15 protein-coding genes are annotated in these 15,552 nt (G+C 68.5%); 4 read left to right on the top strand and 11 right to left on the bottom strand.

Annotated features, from left to right (window positions below):
• Positions 1-40: 40 nt before the first annotated feature.
• The 6 genes from AC4LGL_RS03315 to ftsH are packed head-to-tail and all read right to left on the bottom strand — an operon-like array spanning position 41 to position 5,232.
• Positions 41-517 carry a DUF3180 domain-containing protein gene (locus AC4LGL_RS03315; RefSeq protein ID WP_418009540.1) on the bottom strand — a complete coding sequence of 159 codons (477 nt, stop codon included), beginning with the start codon at positions 515-517 and terminating at the stop codon, positions 41-43.
• Positions 517-1,053 carry a 2-amino-4-hydroxy-6-hydroxymethyldihydropteridine diphosphokinase gene (gene folK, locus AC4LGL_RS03310; RefSeq protein WP_491837616.1) on the bottom strand — a complete coding sequence of 179 codons (537 nt, stop codon included), beginning with the start codon at positions 1,051-1,053 and terminating at the stop codon, positions 517-519. Before folK ends, AC4LGL_RS03315 begins: the two co-directional genes overlap by 1 nt.
• Positions 1,050-1,424 (bottom strand): dihydroneopterin aldolase, encoded by a 375-nt coding sequence (gene folB / locus AC4LGL_RS03305; RefSeq protein ID WP_491837615.1) that lies wholly within the window; start codon positions 1,422-1,424, stop codon positions 1,050-1,052. The genes folK and folB overlap by 4 nt, the downstream gene beginning before the upstream one ends.
• On the bottom strand, positions 1,417-2,256 hold the full coding sequence (gene folP, locus AC4LGL_RS03300; RefSeq protein WP_491837743.1) for a dihydropteroate synthase: 840 nt from the start codon (positions 2,254-2,256) through the stop codon (positions 1,417-1,419). The genes folB and folP overlap by 8 nt, the downstream gene beginning before the upstream one ends.
• 14 nt (positions 2,257-2,270) lie before the next feature.
• Positions 2,271-2,888, bottom strand: a complete 618-nt coding sequence (folE, locus tag AC4LGL_RS03295) for a GTP cyclohydrolase I FolE (RefSeq protein ID WP_055118027.1) — start codon at positions 2,886-2,888, stop codon at positions 2,271-2,273.
• Positions 2,889-2,907: 19 nt separating this feature from the next.
• The gene (gene ftsH / locus AC4LGL_RS03290) at positions 2,908-5,232 is read right to left on the bottom strand and encodes an ATP-dependent zinc metalloprotease FtsH (protein WP_491837614.1); all 2,325 of its coding nucleotides are present in this window, start codon (positions 5,230-5,232) and stop codon (positions 2,908-2,910) included.
• A 132-nt stretch (positions 5,233-5,364) separates the two neighbouring features.
• Between ftsH and AC4LGL_RS03285 the strand changes: the two genes are divergently transcribed.
• Genes AC4LGL_RS03285 through AC4LGL_RS03270 form a run of 4 tightly spaced genes read left to right on the top strand, consistent with a single transcriptional unit; the run spans position 5,365 to position 9,228 of the window.
• Positions 5,365-6,300 (top strand): alpha/beta fold hydrolase, encoded by a 936-nt coding sequence (locus AC4LGL_RS03285; protein ID WP_491837613.1) that lies wholly within the window; start codon positions 5,365-5,367, stop codon positions 6,298-6,300.
• Positions 6,297-7,472: an LLM class flavin-dependent oxidoreductase gene (locus AC4LGL_RS03280; protein WP_491837612.1), complete on the top strand. Its 1,176-nt coding sequence runs from the start codon at positions 6,297-6,299 to the stop codon at positions 7,470-7,472. The genes AC4LGL_RS03285 and AC4LGL_RS03280 overlap by 4 nt, the downstream gene beginning before the upstream one ends.
• Entirely contained in the window at positions 7,472-8,482 is a 1,011-nt protein-coding gene (locus AC4LGL_RS03275; protein ID WP_491837611.1) for a zinc-binding dehydrogenase, read from the top strand. The genes AC4LGL_RS03280 and AC4LGL_RS03275 overlap by 1 nt, the downstream gene beginning before the upstream one ends.
• Positions 8,483-8,502: 20 nt before the next feature.
• Positions 8,503-9,228: an SIMPL domain-containing protein gene (locus tag AC4LGL_RS03270; protein WP_491837610.1), complete on the top strand. Its 726-nt coding sequence runs from the start codon at positions 8,503-8,505 to the stop codon at positions 9,226-9,228.
• A gap of 8 nt (positions 9,229-9,236) precedes the next feature.
• On the opposite strand, the gene AC4LGL_RS03265 is transcribed toward AC4LGL_RS03270, so the two are convergent.
• From AC4LGL_RS03265 to dacB, 5 genes are read right to left on the bottom strand one after another with little or no spacing between them, the layout of a single operon-like run.
• Entirely contained in the window at positions 9,237-11,468 is a 2,232-nt protein-coding gene (locus AC4LGL_RS03265; RefSeq protein WP_491837609.1) for a molybdopterin-dependent oxidoreductase, read from the bottom strand.
• 45 nt (positions 11,469-11,513) lie between these two features.
• Positions 11,514-12,092 carry a hypoxanthine phosphoribosyltransferase gene (gene hpt, locus AC4LGL_RS03260; RefSeq protein ID WP_170856359.1) on the bottom strand — a complete coding sequence of 193 codons (579 nt, stop codon included), beginning with the start codon at positions 12,090-12,092 and terminating at the stop codon, positions 11,514-11,516.
• Between the two features lie 45 nt (positions 12,093-12,137).
• Positions 12,138-13,097 (bottom strand): tRNA lysidine(34) synthetase TilS, encoded by a 960-nt coding sequence (gene tilS / locus AC4LGL_RS03255; protein WP_491837608.1) that lies wholly within the window; start codon positions 13,095-13,097, stop codon positions 12,138-12,140.
• Positions 13,076-14,152: an Rv3626c family coenzyme F420 biosynthesis-associated protein gene (locus AC4LGL_RS03250; RefSeq protein ID WP_491837607.1), complete on the bottom strand. Its 1,077-nt coding sequence runs from the start codon at positions 14,150-14,152 to the stop codon at positions 13,076-13,078. The genes tilS and AC4LGL_RS03250 overlap by 22 nt, the downstream gene beginning before the upstream one ends.
• On the bottom strand, positions 14,140-15,522 hold the full coding sequence (gene dacB / locus AC4LGL_RS03245; protein WP_491837606.1) for a D-alanyl-D-alanine carboxypeptidase/D-alanyl-D-alanine endopeptidase: 1,383 nt from the start codon (positions 15,520-15,522) through the stop codon (positions 14,140-14,142). The genes AC4LGL_RS03250 and dacB overlap by 13 nt, the downstream gene beginning before the upstream one ends.
• Positions 15,523-15,552 lie beyond the last annotated feature (30 nt).

Below are 15,552 nucleotides of genomic sequence, written 5' to 3'. Positions count from 1 at the left end.
ACCGCTGCGGCGATTCGGCCAACTACCTGGCCGAAATCGTTCACTCGGTGGCGGTATCGCCGTTGTCCGGCGGTTCCTCGGGAGACTTGCAGCAGTGCTGTAGCCACACCGCCGCCACGATCAGCGCCACGGCACTGAGCGCAGCCACCACCGCGCCGGGTGTGTCCTCGCCGGCCACTCTCAGATCGCCGCGCCGGGGCAACAGGTACACCAGCACCCCGATCCACCAGCCCGCCACGATGGCGCCGACCCAGGCCGAGGCTTTGGCGATGACGACGGACCGGGCGACGGTGAGCGGATGCAGTCGGCCCGCCCCGACCCCGATCTGTCCGTCGTTGATCTTGGCCCGCACATAGAACGCCCAGCCCGCCTCGGCGATCGCGACCGCCAGCAGGGAGAGCCCCGTCCAGATCGTCAGCGGCGGGAACCACCGGTAAAGCACTCCGACCAGTACGTAACCGACGATGGCGACGACAGCCACCGCGCCGGCCAGGTCACGTTTGCGAGTCGGACCCATCAGTCGCCCGCCGGCTCGGTGCGAAAGTCCAGCGCCAGATCGGTGGGCCTGACTCCGGCGCGTTCGGCAGGGTCGACCTCCTCCAGCAGGTGTGCGACCCGCCGGGACCGGCCGACGACGGTCAACGTGGCATCCGGGTCCACCGCCAACCACGGGATCAGGACAAAGGCGCGCAGGTGAGCCAACGGGTGCGGCAGCGTCAGGTCCTCGTCGCGCGACAGCACTTCCACGTCACCGTCATGGCAGGTGACCAGGTCGACGTCGAGGGTGCGCGGGCCCCACTTCTGCTCCCGGACCCGGTCCGCATCCTCCTCGAGCCGCTGGCCGCGCCGCAGCCAGTCGTGGCAATCGAGGCTCGGATCCTCGGCGAGCAGTACCGCATTCAGAAACGGACTCTGTTCGACTCCGCCCCAGGCGTCGGTCTCGAATACCGGCGACACCGCGCGAACCGCGTTCCCCAGGCCGTCGACCACCGACTGCAACCGGGCCAGCCGGTCGCCGATGTTCGATCCGATCGAAAGGACGGTGGATGTCATTGGGCACCTCCGCGGCGTGACCGGCGGGCCACCACCGCGACATCGTCGAAGGTCAGCGGAATCGGGGCACTCGGCTTGTGCACGACAACCTCGACCGCGTGCAGACGTTCGTCGGCCATGATGGCGTCGGCGATCTCGGCCGAGACGGTCTCGATCAGGTTCCGCGGCGGGCCCGCGACGATGTCGGCGGCCCGCTGGGCCAGTGCGCCGTAATCGAGAGTGTCGGCGAGATCGTCGGTCGCCGCCGCCCGGCGCAGATCCACCCACGCCGTGATGTCGACGACGAACTCCTGGCCGTCGCGGCGTTCATGGTCGAACACACCGTGGTTGCCGCGAACCCGTAAGCCGCGCAACTCAATCCGATCAGCCAACCTGACCTCCAGATTCCCAGGCTTCCAATACGGCGAGCGCGTCGACGGAAGCCACCACATCGTGTACCCGAACACCCCAGGCTCCGTGCTGGGCCGCCAGCAACGAGATCACCGCGGTAGCGGTCTCCCTGCCGTCCGGTGGCCGCAGGGTTCCGTCCGGCCCGGCCAGCAGGGCACCGAGGAAGCGCTTGCGCGACGCACCGACCAGCACGGGGATCCCGGTCGCGATGAATTCGGGCAACGCATGCAACAGGGCCCAATTGTGCTGAGCGGTCTTGGCGAATCCCAACCCCGGGTCGATGATCAGCCGCTCCGGGGCGACGCCCGCCGCGACCGCGGCATCTACCGCGGACAGCAGTTCGGCCCGAACCTCGGCCACCACATCGCCGTAACCCGGAGCGCGGTGCGGCTGCTCGGCGCCGACCGAACGCCAGTGCATCAGGATCCACGGCACCCCGGCCTCGGCGAGCAGTGGTGCCATGTTCGGGTCGGCCAGGCCGCCGGACACATCGTTGACGATGTGCGCGCCGTGTTCCAGCGCAACCCTCGCCACATCGGCGTGCATGGTGTCGATGCTGACCGTGATGCCTTGGGAGGTAAGCGCTTCGATGACGGGGGCGACGCGGGCCGCCTCTACCGCAGGGTCGATGCGCACCGCGCCGGGCCGGGTCGATTCCCCACCCACGTCGATGATCGCCGCGCCGGCCGCGGCCAGCGCCAGCCCGTGTTCGACCGCGCGGTCGCGGTCGATGAACATGCCGCCGTCGGAGAAGGAATCGTCGGTGACATTCACCACCCCCATGACCTGCACGCGCTTCCCGCGAAGGTCCATCGGCTCGGGTGGGTTCACTTCCGAAGGATCAGTTCCAGCGCCTCGGCCCGAGAAGCCTTGTCGGTCTTGAACTGTCCCCGTACCGCCGACGTGGTGGTGACCGCGCCCGGCTTGCGGACCCCGCGCATGGCCATGCAGAGGTGCTCGGCCTCGATCACCACGATGGCTCCGCGCGGATCGAGCTTGCGCATCAGCGCGTCGGCGATCTGGGCGGTCAGGCGCTCCTGCACCTGCGGGCGCTTCGAGTACAGGTCGACCAGACGCGCGATCTTCGACAGTCCGGTCACCCGGCCGTCCACCCCGGGGATGTACCCGACGTGGGCCACCCCGTGGAACGACACCAGGTGATGCTCACACGTGGAGTACATCGGGATCTGCTTGACCAGCACGAGCTCGTCGTGCTCCTCGTCAAAGGTGGTGTTGAGCACCGCGTCCGGGTCGGTGTACAGCCCGGCCATCAGCTCTTTGTACGCACGCGCCACGCGGGCCGGGGTATCCAGCAGACCCTGACGATCCGGGTCCTCACCGATGGCGATCAGCAGCTCACGTACAGCCGCCTCGGCGCGCGGTTGATCGAACACCCGCGTGGCCGTATCGGTGTTGTTGTGATGCTCGCGCAACGACTGCGACATCGAAGCCTCCGTTCTCGGATCAGCCGTGGGCCGGCGGGTTGGACCGGTCGGCCCGCTCATGACCGCCATCCTGACCCGCCTCCTCATTGGGAGCAGGCTGGCCGGGATGAGGATAAGGCTGGTACGGGTACGGCTGGGGCTGTTGCCATCCCGACGGATGCGGCGGCGGGTACCAGTAGCCCGGTTGCTGCTGCTGTTGCTGCGGCGGCTGGTATCCCGGCTGTGACGGCGGGGGCGGCCAGCCCGGGGCGTGCCAACCGGCCGGTGCACCGTAATCGGGCTGAGTGGAGCCGTTCTGGTTCGACCCGTTCGGCGGGGCACCGTTGGCACCGGCACCGTTGGTCTCCTTGGCCCGCTCGGCCTCACGGGTGGCGGCCGCGATCGCGGCCTTGAACGCAGGCTCGGGCACCGGCGGCGGCCACGGTTCGCCGCGCTCGATGGCGATCTCACCCGGGGTCTTGATCGGCGGCTTGTCCGAAGGCACCCGGCCACCGAAGTCGTCGAACATGGTCAGGCGTGGGCGCTTCTTCACGTCGCCGAAGATGGCCTCGAGCTCGGCGCGGTGCAGCGTCTCCTTCTCCAGGAGCTCACCGGCCAGTGTGTCGAGCACGTCGCGATACTCGGTGAGGATCTCCCACGCCTCGGTGTGCGCGGCCTCGATGAGCTTGCGGACCTCGTCGTCGATGTCGCGGGCCACCTCGTGACCGAAATCGGCCTGGGTGCCCATGGTGCGGCCCAGGAACGGATCTCCGTGCTCGGTGCCGTAGCGCACCGCGCCCAGCTTGGAGCTCATGCCGTACTCGGTGACCATCGCTCGGGCGATCTTGGTGGCCTGCTCGATGTCGGACACCGCACCCGTGGTGGGCTCGCGGAAGACGAGCTCCTCGGCGGCGCGACCACCCATGGCGAACACCAGGCGGGCGATCATCTCCGAGCGGGTCATCAGACCCTTGTCGTCCTCGGGCACCGCGACGGCGTGGCCGCCGGTGCGCCCGCGGGCCAGGATGGTGACCTTGTAGATCGGCTCGATGTCGGGCATCGCCCACGCGGCCAGGGTGTGCCCGCCCTCGTGGTAAGCGGTGATCTTCTTTTCCTGCTCGCTGATGATGCGGCCCTTGCGGCGCGGGCCGCCCACGACGCGGTCGACGGCTTCTTCCAGCGCCGCACCGGTGATGACGGTCCCGTTCTCGCGGGCGGTCAGCAGCGCGGACTCGTTGATCACGTTGGCGAGATCGGCGCCGGACATGCCGACGGTCCGCTTGGCCAGCCCGTCGAGGTCGGCGTCAGGGGCGATCGGCTTGCCGGCCGAGTGCACCTTGAGCACGGCGCGACGGCCCGCCAGATCGGGATTGGACACCGGGATCTGACGGTCGAAACGGCCGGGACGCAGCAGGGCCGGGTCGAGGATGTCGGGCCGGTTGGTGGCGGCGATCAGGATGACGCCCTGCCGATCCCCGAAGCCGTCCATCTCGACCAGCAACTGGTTCAGCGTCTGCTCACGCTCGTCGTGACCGCCGCCCATGCCGGCTCCGCGCTGACGACCGACCGCGTCGATCTCGTCGACGAAGATGATGCAGGGGCTGTTCGCCTTCGCCTGCTCGAACATGTCGCGGACCCGGGAGGCACCGACACCGACGAACATCTCGACGAAGTCCGAACCGGAGATGGTGAAGAACGGCACCCCGGCCTCGCCGGCGACGGCGCGGGCCAGCAGGGTCTTACCGGTTCCGGGCGGGCCGTAGAGCAGCACGCCCTTGGGGATCTTGGCGCCCAGCGCCTGATAGCGCGACGGGTTCTGCAGGAAGTCCTTGATCTCGTAGAGCTCTTCGACCGCCTCGTCGACGCCTGCGACGTCGGCGAACGTGGTCTTGGGCATGTCCTTGCCCAGCTGCTTGGCCTTCGACTTGCCGAAGCCGAAGCCCATCCGGCCGCCGCCCTGCATCCGGGAGAACATCACGAACAGGCCGACCAGCAGCAGCAGCGGCAGCATGTAGATCAGCATCGAGCCGAGGAAGCTGCCCTGGTTGACGGTGGTTCCGAACTTGACGTGCTTGGCATCGAGCTGATCGACGAGCTTCACCGCATAGCCGGTCGGGTACTTCGTGATGACCTTGTCGCTGTTCTCGGTCTCTTCTTTGCCGCTCTTCAGATCGAGCCGCAGCTGTTGCTCGCGGTCGTCGATCTGGGCGTTCTTGACGTTGTCAGCACCGATCTGGGCCACCGCCACCGAGGTGTCGACGGGTTTGTAGCCACGGGTGTCGTCGCTGAAATAGAAAAACGACCAGCCCAGCAGCAGCACGACCGCGATGACGGTCAGCGTACGGATCACATTTTTGCGGTTCATCGATCACTCGGCCGAGTTCGGCCCGGTCCTTCCAACGTGCGCAGTTGAGAGTTTTAGGCTACCGCTACACCAACGTCCGGCAGTTCCCGACGGTATCTAGCCGACGACGGACCGCTGTGCTTGGGTGAGATCGTGCTCACACCGACCGAACGGTTAGTCGATACCAATGGCGTGACGTTGAAGGTGATCGAGGCGGGTGAACGCGGAAATCCGGTGGTGGTGCTGGCCCACGGGTTTCCCGAGCTGGCGTATTCGTGGCGTCATCAGATCCCGGTTCTGGCCGCAGCCGGCTACCACGTTCTGGCCCCCGACCAGCGCGGTTACGGTGGCTCGTCGCGACCCGACGAGATCGACGCCTACAACATCACCGAGCTGACCGCCGACATCGCGGGGTTGCTCGATGAGGTCGGCGCCGAGAAGGCAGTGCTGATCGGCCACGACTGGGGCTCGCCCGTCGCCACCAACTTTCCGTTGTTCTTCCCGGACCGGGTCTCCGCGGTGGCCGCGCTGAGCGTGCCCCCGGTCCCGCGGGCATCCGCGCCGCCGACGCAGATCTGGCGCAAGATCGTCGGAGACAACTTCTTCTACATCCTGTATTTCCAGGAGCCCGGCGTCGCCGACGCCGCACTGGGCGCCGACGTCCGTCAGTCCCTGCGCCGCATGGTCGCGATGGAAGGCATCAGCGCTCCCCCGGACAGCCTGTCGGATCGACCACTGCCGCCGCTGCCGGACTGGATCACCACCGACGAGTTCGAGCGGTACGTGCAGGCCTACACCGAGACCGGCTTCACCGGGCCACTGAACTGGTACCGCAACTTCGACCGGAACTGGGAGCTCACCGATCCTGATTCGGGAACCACCGCGCACCAGACCATCACGGTCCCGATGCTGTTCGTCGCCGGCACCGCCGATCCGGTGCTGGGCTTCACCCCGCGCGACCGGGTGCGGGACGTGGCCACCGGCGACTACCGCGAGGTGTTGATCGACGGGGCCGGGCACTGGCTGCAGCAGGAGCGTCCCGATGAGGTGAACAAAGTTCTGCTGGAGTTCCTGGAGGGTCTGAAATGAGTCCGTTGAATTTCGGCGTCTTCATCACGCCGTTCCACCCGGTCGGCCAATCCCCCACCACCGCACTGCAATACGACATGGATCGGGTCGAGGCGCTGGACCGGCTGGGCTACGACGAGGCCTGGTTCGGTGAACACCATTCCGGCGGTTACGAACTCATCGCCTGCCCTGAGGTGTTCATCGCCGCCGCAGCCGAACGGACCAAGCACATCCGGTTGGGCACCGGCGTGGTCTCCCTGCCGTATCACCACCCGCTCATGGTGGCCGACCGTTGGGTGTTGCTCGACCACCTCACCCGCGGCCGGGTGATGTTCGGGACAGGTCCGGGTGCGCTGCCGTCGGATGCCTACATGATGGGCATCGACCCGATGGATCAGCGGCCGATGATGCAGGAATCCCTGGAGGCGATCCTGGCGTTGTTCCGCGCCGGGCCCGATGAACGGATCGACCGCAAGACCGACTGGTTCACCCTGCGAGACGCCGCGCTGCACATCCGTCCCTACACCTGGCCGTATCCGGAAATATCCACCGCGGCAATGGTTTCCCCGTCCGGGCCACGGTTGGCCGGCGCGTTGGGCACGTCCCTGCTGTCCTTGTCGATGTCGGTACCCGGCGGCTACGCGGCCATCGAGACCACCTGGGACACCGTGCGCGATCAGGCTGCCAAATCCGGCCGGCCCGAACCCGACCGGAAAGACTGGCGGGTGCTCGGCATCATCCACCTCGCCGACACCCGCGAGCAGGCCATCGAGGACTGCACGTACGGCCTGCAGGATTTCGCCAACTACTTCGGCGCAGCGGGTTTCGTGCCACTTTCGGAGAAAGTCGAGGGGACGGGCTCCCCGTACGAGTTCGTGGAAAACTATGCCGCAGGCGGCAATTGCTGCATCGGCACCACGGCCGACGCGATCACCTATATCCAGGACCTGCTGGACCGTTCCGGCGGGTTCGGCACCCTCCTGCTCCTCGGCCACGACTGGGCGCCACCGGCGGCCACGTTCCACTCCTACGAACTGTTCGCCCGTGAGGTGATCCCGCACTTCAAAGGCCAACTCACGGCCGCGCGGGCGTCGCACGACTGGGCCAAGGGCATGCGGGATCAACTGCTGGGCCGCGCCGGGCAGGCGATCGTCAAGGCAATCACCGAACACACCTCCGAGGAGAAGAACTGATGCGCGCCGCGGTCCTGCGTGACGGGCGGATGATCGTCCGCGATGACGTACCCGATCCGGTGCCCGGCCCGGGGCAGGTGCTGGTCGAGGTGAAGGCGTGCGGGATCTGCGGGTCCGACCTGCATTTCGCCACCCACGGCGCCGACATGCTGGCTGCGAGCGCCGACCTGGAGGGCGTGCCAGACATGGACATCGACCTGGCCGGCGATGTCTACATGGGCCACGAGTTCAGTGGCGAGATCCTCGACGCAGGACCGGGAGCCGACGCTCCTGCCGCCGGGACGCTGGTGACGTCGGTGCCGGTGCTGATCTCCACTGCCGGGATCTCACCGATCGTGTACAGCAACACCACCGTCGGCGGCTACGCCGAGAAGATGCTGCTGTCGACACCGCTGCTGCTCCCGGTACCCAACGGTCTGAGCGCCGCTCACGCCGCGCTCACCGAACCGATGGCGGTCGGCCTGCATGCGGTCAACGCGTCGCGCATCGAACCGGGTGAGGCGGCACTCGTCGTCGGGTGCGGCCCCGTCGGCATCGCGATCATCGCCGCCTTGAAACTCCGGGGCGTGGAAACCATTGTGGCGTCGGACTTCTCCCCTACCCGGCGTGAACTCGCCGCCACGATGGGCGCCCACACCACACTGGATCCGGCCGCGGATTCACCATTTCATCAGTGCCGGCCCGCAGTGGTGTTCGAGGCGGTCGGCGCCCCCGGAATCATCGACGACGTGCTGCGTCGCGCACCCGCGGGCGTCCGGTTGGTGGTGGCCGGGGTCTGCATGCAACCCGACACGGTGCACCCCTTCTACGCGATCACCAAACAGATCAACATCCAGTTCGTCTTCGGCTACGACCCGGCCGAGTTCGCGACCTCGCTGCGCGCCATCGCCGAGGGCGAGATCGACGTCGCACCGATGATCACCGGGACCGTCGGCCTCGACGGGGTCGCAACCGCATTCGACGAACTCGCCTCGCCGGACCGGCACTGCAAAGTCCTGGTGACGCCGTGATGTCCCGGTAGGGTTCGGTCATGCCGATCGCCGGGAATGCGAAATTACGGGTCCTCGGCGTTGCCGCGGCGGGATTGATCGCCGTCAGCGCCAGCGCGTGCGATACAACCTCGGGTCCCACCGCGGGCGCGCCGGACGGGGCCCGCCAGGTGACCGTCGTCGGATCCGGCCAGGTCCAAGGCGTACCGGACACCCTGACCGCCGATGTGGCGATGGAGTTCACCGCCCCGGATGTGTCGGGGGCGCTCAACCAGTCCAGCCAGCGGCAGCAGGCCGTGATCGACGCGCTGGTCGGATCGGGTATCGACCGCAAGGACATCAGCACCACCCAGGTCAGCGTGCAACCGCAATTCACGGACAGCACGATCACGGGTTACCGCGCCAGCAACTCGATCAAGGTCAAGATCCGCGACACCGCCAAGGCTTCGCAGACCTTGGCTTTGATCGCGAGCACCGGAGGCGACGCCACCCGCATCAACTCGGTGAACTACTCGATCGAGGACGACTCGGACCTGGTCCGCAACGCCCGCGCCCGGGCCTTCGACGACGCCAAGAACCGGGCCGAGCAGTACGCCGGGTTGTCCGGACTGCACCTGGGCAAGGTGATCTCGATTTCCGAGCAGTCGGGTGGCTCGACGCCGCCCTCGCCCACTCCGATGCCCCGCGCCGCGATGCAGGCCGTCCCACTCGAACCCGGTCAGCAGACGGTGGACTTCTCGGTGACGGTGATCTGGGAGCTGACCTAGTTTCCCGCTCAGGCTCCGCCCGCCGGCGCGATGTCGACCGGAATCCCGTTGAGCACCGCGGTGCCCGACAGTGGGTCGAGATGGGTGCCGTCGTTGAGCTGATTCACGTTGGCCCCGGGATGGCTGGCCGCGAGCCGCTGGCCGGTGCCATTGCGGTCATGACCCCAGCCGTGCGGCAGCGAGACCACACCACGGCGCATGCCGTCGTCCACCTCGATCGGGGCCAGCAGCTCGCCGCCCGGCCCCTTGATCACCGCGATGTCGGTGAGGCCCAGATCAGCCGCGTCGTCGGGGTGGATCTGCAGGGTGCATCGGTTGGAGCCTCCGGACAGCGCCGGGAGGTTGTGCATCCAGCTGTTGTTGGACCGCAGGTGTCGCCGGCCGATCAACAGGAAGCCACCGGCCGAGCGGCCGAGCGCGCCACGCAGGCGTGCCACGTCGGTGACGATCGGTTCGGGCGCGAGTTCGATCCGCCCACTTGGGGTTCGGAGAATCTCGGGGATCCGCGGCTGCAGCGGCCCCAGGTCGATGCCGTGTGGGTTGGCCTTCAACCGCTCCATGGTGAGCCCGTCGGGCTTGGCGCCGAAGGCGTCGCCGTAGGGCCCGACCCGCAGCATCATGTCCAGGCGCCGTTCGTAGCCGGGCCCGTCGTACAGCATGGCGGTGAGCTCGTCGACGTTCCGCCCCGCCACGGGTGAATCGGGGTTGGCGACCTCCTTGGCCAGCGTCGTCGTGATCACCTGCGCGTCGACGAGGACGGGATCACCGTCGGCGCCGATGCCGTAGAGGATGAGGGCGAGCCGGGACAGGATCTCGGGCTCGTCCGGCCGGCCGTCGAGCGGCAGCGCCGGCGACGAGTACCGCACGTTGTTGCGTACCGCGAGATTGTTCAGCGCGACGTCGAAGTGGGCGCTCTGCGACGGCGGAGGCGGCGGCAGGATCACGTCGGCGTGGCGCGTGGTCTCGTTGAGGTAGGGGTCGACGCTCAGCATGAAGTCAACGGTGTCGAGGGCCTTGTCGAGGCGGTCGCCGTCCGGCGCGGACAGCACCGGGTTGCCTGCGATGGTGATCATCGCCTTGATCTGGCCCTCGCCCGCGGTGTCGATCTCCTCGGCGAGTGCGGCGGCCGGCAGTTCGGAGAGCACTTCCGGATACCCCGAGACCCGGCTGGCCCACCGTCCGGTACGGAAACCGCGGCCCGGTTTCGGTGGCCGCGGCGCCGGGGCCGCCGCCCCGAGCGCGAACATCGCGCCGCCGGGGCGGTCGAGGTTCCCGGTGAGGACGTTGATGACGTCGACGAGCCAGCTGCCGATCGTCCCGAACTCGACCGTCGACGTGCCGATGCGACCGTAGACGGCGGCGGTCGGCGCTGCCGCGAGTTCGCGGGCCAGGTCCCGGATCTCCTCGGCGTCCACGCCGCAGGCCGCTTCCACGGCCTCGGGCGAGAACTCGTCGGCCAGCGTGCGGACCTCCTCGACACCGGTGACGTGCTCGGCGAGCCGACCGAGATCGACGCGATCCTCCTCGAACAGCACGTGCACGATCGCGAACAGGAGCGCCGCGTCGGTCCCGGGCCGCGGGGCGAGGTGCCGGTCGGCGAGTTTGGCCGTCTGGGTACGGGCGGGGTCGATGACGACGAGCTTGCCGCCGCGCTTGCGCAGCGCCCGCAGCTTGCCGGGGAAATCGGCCGCGGTGGCCAGGCTGCCGTTGGACACCATCGGATTCGCGCCGATGATCACGAGGTAGTCGGTGCGGTCGAGATCGGGCACGGTGAACGCGACCGGGCTGCCGAACATCAGACCGAGTGCGACGTGCTTGGGCATCTGATCCAGCGTGCTGGCGCTGAACACCTGCCGGGTGCCGAGGCCCTTGATGATCAGCGGCGCATACAGGCTGCCGGCGACGGTGTGTGCGTTCGGGTTGCCGAGGTACACCCCGACAGAGGCGCCGCCGTGCTCGGCGATCACCGCGCCGAGGCGCTCGGTGATGACGGCGTAGGCCACGTCCCAGGTGGCCGGGGTCAGGACGCCGTCACGGCGGACCAGCGGGTGTGTCAACCGGTCCGGGTCGTTGTCGAGTTCGCCGAAACTGGCGCCTTTCGGGCAGATGAATCCCGCGCTGAAGACGTCGTCGCGGTCACCGCGGGCACCGGTCACCCGGCCGTCGGAGATCGTGAGCGTCAGGCCACAGGTGGCCTCGCAGAAGGGGCAGATCCGCAGGGCTGTGCTGGTATCAGCCATGCCCCGAATTGTGCGCCGGACTTCCGCTTTTTGTAAGCCTCCGGCTTACGGCGTTTCGTACACCTTCGGTTCGAGAGTGCCGATGTAGGGCAGGTCGCGGTAGCGCTCGGCGAAGTCCAGTCCGTAGCCGACGACGAACTCGTTGGGGATGTCGAAGCCCACGTAGGCGACGTCGAGTTCGGTCTTGACGGCCTCGGGCTTGCGGAGCAGCGTGCACACTCGCAGCGAGCGCGGGTGACGGGTGGCGAGGTTGCGGAGCAACCAGGACAGGGTCAGACCCGAGTCGATGATGTCCTCGACGATCAGCACATCGCGGTCGTTGATGTCGCGGTCGAGATCCTTGAGAATCCGGACGACGCCCGAGGACGAGGTCGACGAGCCGTATGAGCTCACCGCCATGAACTCCAGCTGCGTCGGCAGCGGGATGGTCCGGGCCAGATCGGTGACGAACATGACCGCGCCCTTGAGCACCGTGACCAACAGCAGGTCGTCGTTGCCCAAATTGTCGCGGTATTGCTCGGCGATCATCTCGGCGAGTTCGACGGTGCGCGTCCGGATCTGCTCCTCGGACAACAGCACCGATTTGATGTCTCCCGCATACAGCTCGGCAGAGTCGACAGCCACTGCAACAGCGTGCCACGTGAAGGGGCCGCATTCCAACGCGGATCGCTAGACGGGTTCGGTGTGCATCACCAGCACGCCGGCCCGCCGCGCCGCGAACAACCGCTGTTTGCGCAGCCCGGAACCGACGGCCACCCCGCCCTGCCCACGCCAGGCCGTCACCAGTCGGTCCACCGCGCGGATCTGGGTGTCGGTCAGATCACACGCGTCACCGGCCAGCAACCAGGCCCGGATCACCCGGCGCCGGAGCGCGTCGGGCAACGCCGACAACCGGGCCGTGTCCAGACCGCCGGCCTCCGTGCGCGCCGCCGCCAGCGCGTCACCGGCCAGGGCGTCGAGCGTCTCGGTGTCCTCCCGCAGCGCCGTGGCGGTGCGGGCCAGGGCCTCGGCCACCCCGCCGCCGAGCACGTCCTCCAGCAGCGGCAGCACCTCGTGCCGCAACCGCACCCGGGTGAACCGCCGGTCGGCATTGTGCGGGTCCTGCCACGGGGTGAGGCCGAGTTCGTCGCATGCCGCACGGGTCAGTTCCCGCCGCACCCCCAGCAGTGGCCGGTGCCACGGCGGGTCGTGCGGACGCATGCCGGCGATCGAGCGCGGTCCCGATCCGCGGCCGAGCCCGAGCAGCACCGTCTCGGCCTGGTCGTCGAGGGTGTGTCCGAGCAGCACCGGTGCGTGGTCGCGCGCCACCTCCAGGGCCGCATAGCGCGCCTGACGGGCAGCTGCCTCCGGGCCGCCGACGCGGCCGACGTCGACCGAAAGCACCTGCGCCCCAACACAGCCCAGTTTCAGCGCCTGCTGGCGGGCGGTGTCGGCGACAACATCCGATCGGGCCTGCAACCGGTGGTCGACGATCAGCGCAGTGGTGGGCCGCAACTCTGCGGCAACCGCGGTCAGCGCCAGGGAATCCGAGCCTCCGGACAGGGCCACACACCAGCTCGCGCCGTCGATCAGCTCGCCGGCGGCTGACACCGCCCGCCGCAGTGCGGCTACAGCACCCGATCGATCCATCGCTGCGGTTCGTCGATCTCGTCGGGCAGCGGCAGGGCGTCGGGGCTCGACCAGATGGTGTTGAACCGCGCCATCCCGACCGTCGTGACCACATGGTCGACGAACGCCTTACCCCGCGTGTACTGGCTGATCTTGGCGTCGAAGCCCAAAAGCGCGCGCACGAGACGCTGCAGCGGGGGCTGTTTGCGTTGCCTGCGTTCATCGAAGCGACGCCGAATGGTCGAGACCGTGGGCACCACCGCCGGGCCGACGGCATCCATCACGTGATCGGCGTGCCCCTCCAGCAGCGTGCCCAGCACCAGCAACTGATCCAGTGCCCGGCGCTGAGGCTCGGCCTGCACGGCACGCATGAGTCCCAGCACACCGGTCGAATTCGGGTCCGGCGCTTGACCATTGCGCTGGTTCCGGACGAACTCCGCGAGCCGTCCCACCATCTCGGTGACGTCCTCGCCGGCATCCTGGGTCAGCACCGCCAGGGCCTGCGACATGTGGTCGGCCAGCCAGGGATTGGCCCGGAACTGCACCCGGTGGGTGACTTCGTGCAGGCACACCCACAACCGGAAATCGGCTGGGGGTACCCGCAATTGGCGTTCCACCGCGATGACGTTGGGATACACCAGCAGCAGCTCGCCACCATCGGGGCCGAACGGATCGTACTGGCCGAGAATGCCCGTCGAGATGAACGCCAGCACGGCGCCGGTCTGTGCCCCGGTCACCCGTCCGGTGATGAATCCCGGCTTGTGGTCGTCAGTTTCGTCGCCCGGCTGGATCCCGGTGGTCATCACCCGCATGGAACGGGTGGCCGCCCGGATCCACTCGGGACGGTCCACCACCCGGGCCTCGGGCACCTCCGCACCCTCGATCAGACCCGTCACCTCGCGCACCGGCAGCTCGGCGGCCTTCGAACTCTCCGAGAGCTGCTCGATCACCTGATTGCGGGTGTAGTCCGTGGATGCCGGGGCCGGCCGGGCCAGCTTCGCCCCGACCGTCGCGGCGAAGTCCCAGTCGACCGCGCGGCCCGCGGTCACGGGGACCCGGTCGCTCACGTGCCACATCCGCACGACCGCAGCACCGCGGCCAGCTCGTCGATCGCGGTGCGTCCGGTCGGCCCAGCGTTGTTGGAGATCAGCGCGAAGGTCAGCACCCGGCCGTTGTCGTCGGTGACGATGCCGGCCAGCGCGTTGGTCCCGGTCAGCGATCCGGTCTTGGCCCGCAGCCAGCCCGCGGCATCACGCCCGGCATCGGTGTCGAGGTAACGGTTGGACAGCGTGCCGCTGCCCCCGGCGATGGGCAGCAGATCCACCAGCGGCCGCATGGCCGGTTCGGTATTTCCTGCCGCGAGGTTGACCACCTCGTCGAGGATCCGGGCGGTCAGCCGGTCATCGGTCGACAGGCCGCTGGAATCGACCAGCTTGGCGGCCGACATGTCGATGCCGACGCCTTCGAGTTGGCTCGTCACCGCGTCGACACCGCCGTCGAAACTCTGCGGCCGGTGCAGTTGGGCGGCGACCTCACGGGCGATCGACTCGGCCATCACGTTGTCGGACTCGTTCATCATCTGGCGCAGGCGCTCGATCAGGGGCGCGGACTGCACCGCGGCGATCTGCCTGCCACCCGAGACCTCCGCGGGCAACACCGTCACCGTCGCGGGGTCCACCCGCAGAGCGGTGGCCAGGGCCCGCCCGGCGTCGAGCGCCGGTGTGGTCGACCGCCTGGATTCCACCGTCGTCGGCTGGATTCGCCCGCCGTCGAGCATCACCGGCTCCATCGGTGCGATGTCACCGCCCTCGATGTCGGCGGGATCCCATCCCGGTGCCATGGTCGGGCCGCTGTAGTCGCTGGTGTCCACCCGCACCGCGGTGACCGTGATCCCGCTGCCGCGCACCTGCTCGGCGAGGTCGCTGATGCGGGCCGCACCCTTGTACCAGGTATCGGTGTCGTCCGGCGCCGCCGAGAGCGTGGTGTCCCCGCCGCCCTTGAGCACCACCAGGCCGGGCTGCGAGTCGACGGCCAGGACCGTGGTGGCCAGCCGGGCGTTACGGTCCAGCGTGAGCAGCGCCGCGGCTGTGGTCAGCACCTTGTTGACCGACGCCGGCTGCATCGGCACCCCGGAATTCTGCTCCCACAATTCGGCGCCGGTCTCGGCGTCGGTGATCCGGCCGGTCACCAGACCGAGATCAGGGTTGGCCAGAGCCGGGGCCAGCGCGGCGGCCAGACCGCTCACGGTCGGGCTCGGCGCCGACATGTCCACCGGGACGATCCCCGGGCTCGCAGTCGCAGGCGGAGGCGCAGGTGTGGCCGCCGCGGCATCACTGGAACGGTGCCCGGTGAGCACGGCAGCAAGCGCGACGACACCGGCGACCAGCATCAAGACCACGACGCCAACCGCCACATGGGTGGACTGCCGCCACCGAGTGGGCCGCATATTTCTCCTGCTCTGCCGGTGGTGGGGACG

The sequence above is a fragment of the Mycolicibacterium arcueilense genome (genome assembly GCF_058536225.1).
The sequence above is the reverse complement of the archived record's forward strand: the minus strand, read 5'-3'. Positions and strand labels throughout refer to the sequence as shown.

Bases quoted from the DNA above. Each gene is read 5' to 3' on its own strand.
- AC4LGL_RS03315 (WP_418009540.1), bottom strand. From the start codon at position 517: ATGGGTCCGACTCGCAAACGTGACCTGGCCGGCGCGGTGGCTGTCGTC.
- folK (WP_491837616.1), bottom strand. From the start codon at position 1,053: ATGACATCCACCGTCCTTTCGATCGGATCGAACATCGGCGACCGGCTG.
- folP (WP_491837743.1), bottom strand. From the start codon at position 2,256: ATGGACCTTCGCGGGAAGCGCGTGCAGGTCATGGGGGTGGTGAATGTC.
- folE (WP_055118027.1), bottom strand. From the start codon at position 2,888: ATGTCGCAGTCGTTGCGCGAGCATCACAACAACACCGATACGGCCACG.
- ftsH (WP_491837614.1), bottom strand. From the start codon at position 5,232: ATGAACCGCAAAAATGTGATCCGTACGCTGACCGTCATCGCGGTCGTG.
- AC4LGL_RS03280 (WP_491837612.1), top strand. From the start codon at position 6,297: ATGAGTCCGTTGAATTTCGGCGTCTTCATCACGCCGTTCCACCCGGTC.
- AC4LGL_RS03275 (WP_491837611.1), top strand. From the start codon at position 7,472: ATGCGCGCCGCGGTCCTGCGTGACGGGCGGATGATCGTCCGCGATGAC.
- AC4LGL_RS03270 (WP_491837610.1), top strand. From the start codon at position 8,503: ATGCCGATCGCCGGGAATGCGAAATTACGGGTCCTCGGCGTTGCCGCG.
- AC4LGL_RS03265 (WP_491837609.1), bottom strand. From the start codon at position 11,468: ATGGCTGATACCAGCACAGCCCTGCGGATCTGCCCCTTCTGCGAGGCC.
- tilS (WP_491837608.1), bottom strand. From the start codon at position 13,097: ATGGATCGATCGGGTGCTGTAGCCGCACTGCGGCGGGCGGTGTCAGCC.
- AC4LGL_RS03250 (WP_491837607.1), bottom strand. From the start codon at position 14,152: ATGTGGCACGTGAGCGACCGGGTCCCCGTGACCGCGGGCCGCGCGGTC.
- dacB (WP_491837606.1), bottom strand. From the start codon at position 15,522: ATGCGGCCCACTCGGTGGCGGCAGTCCACCCATGTGGCGGTTGGCGTC.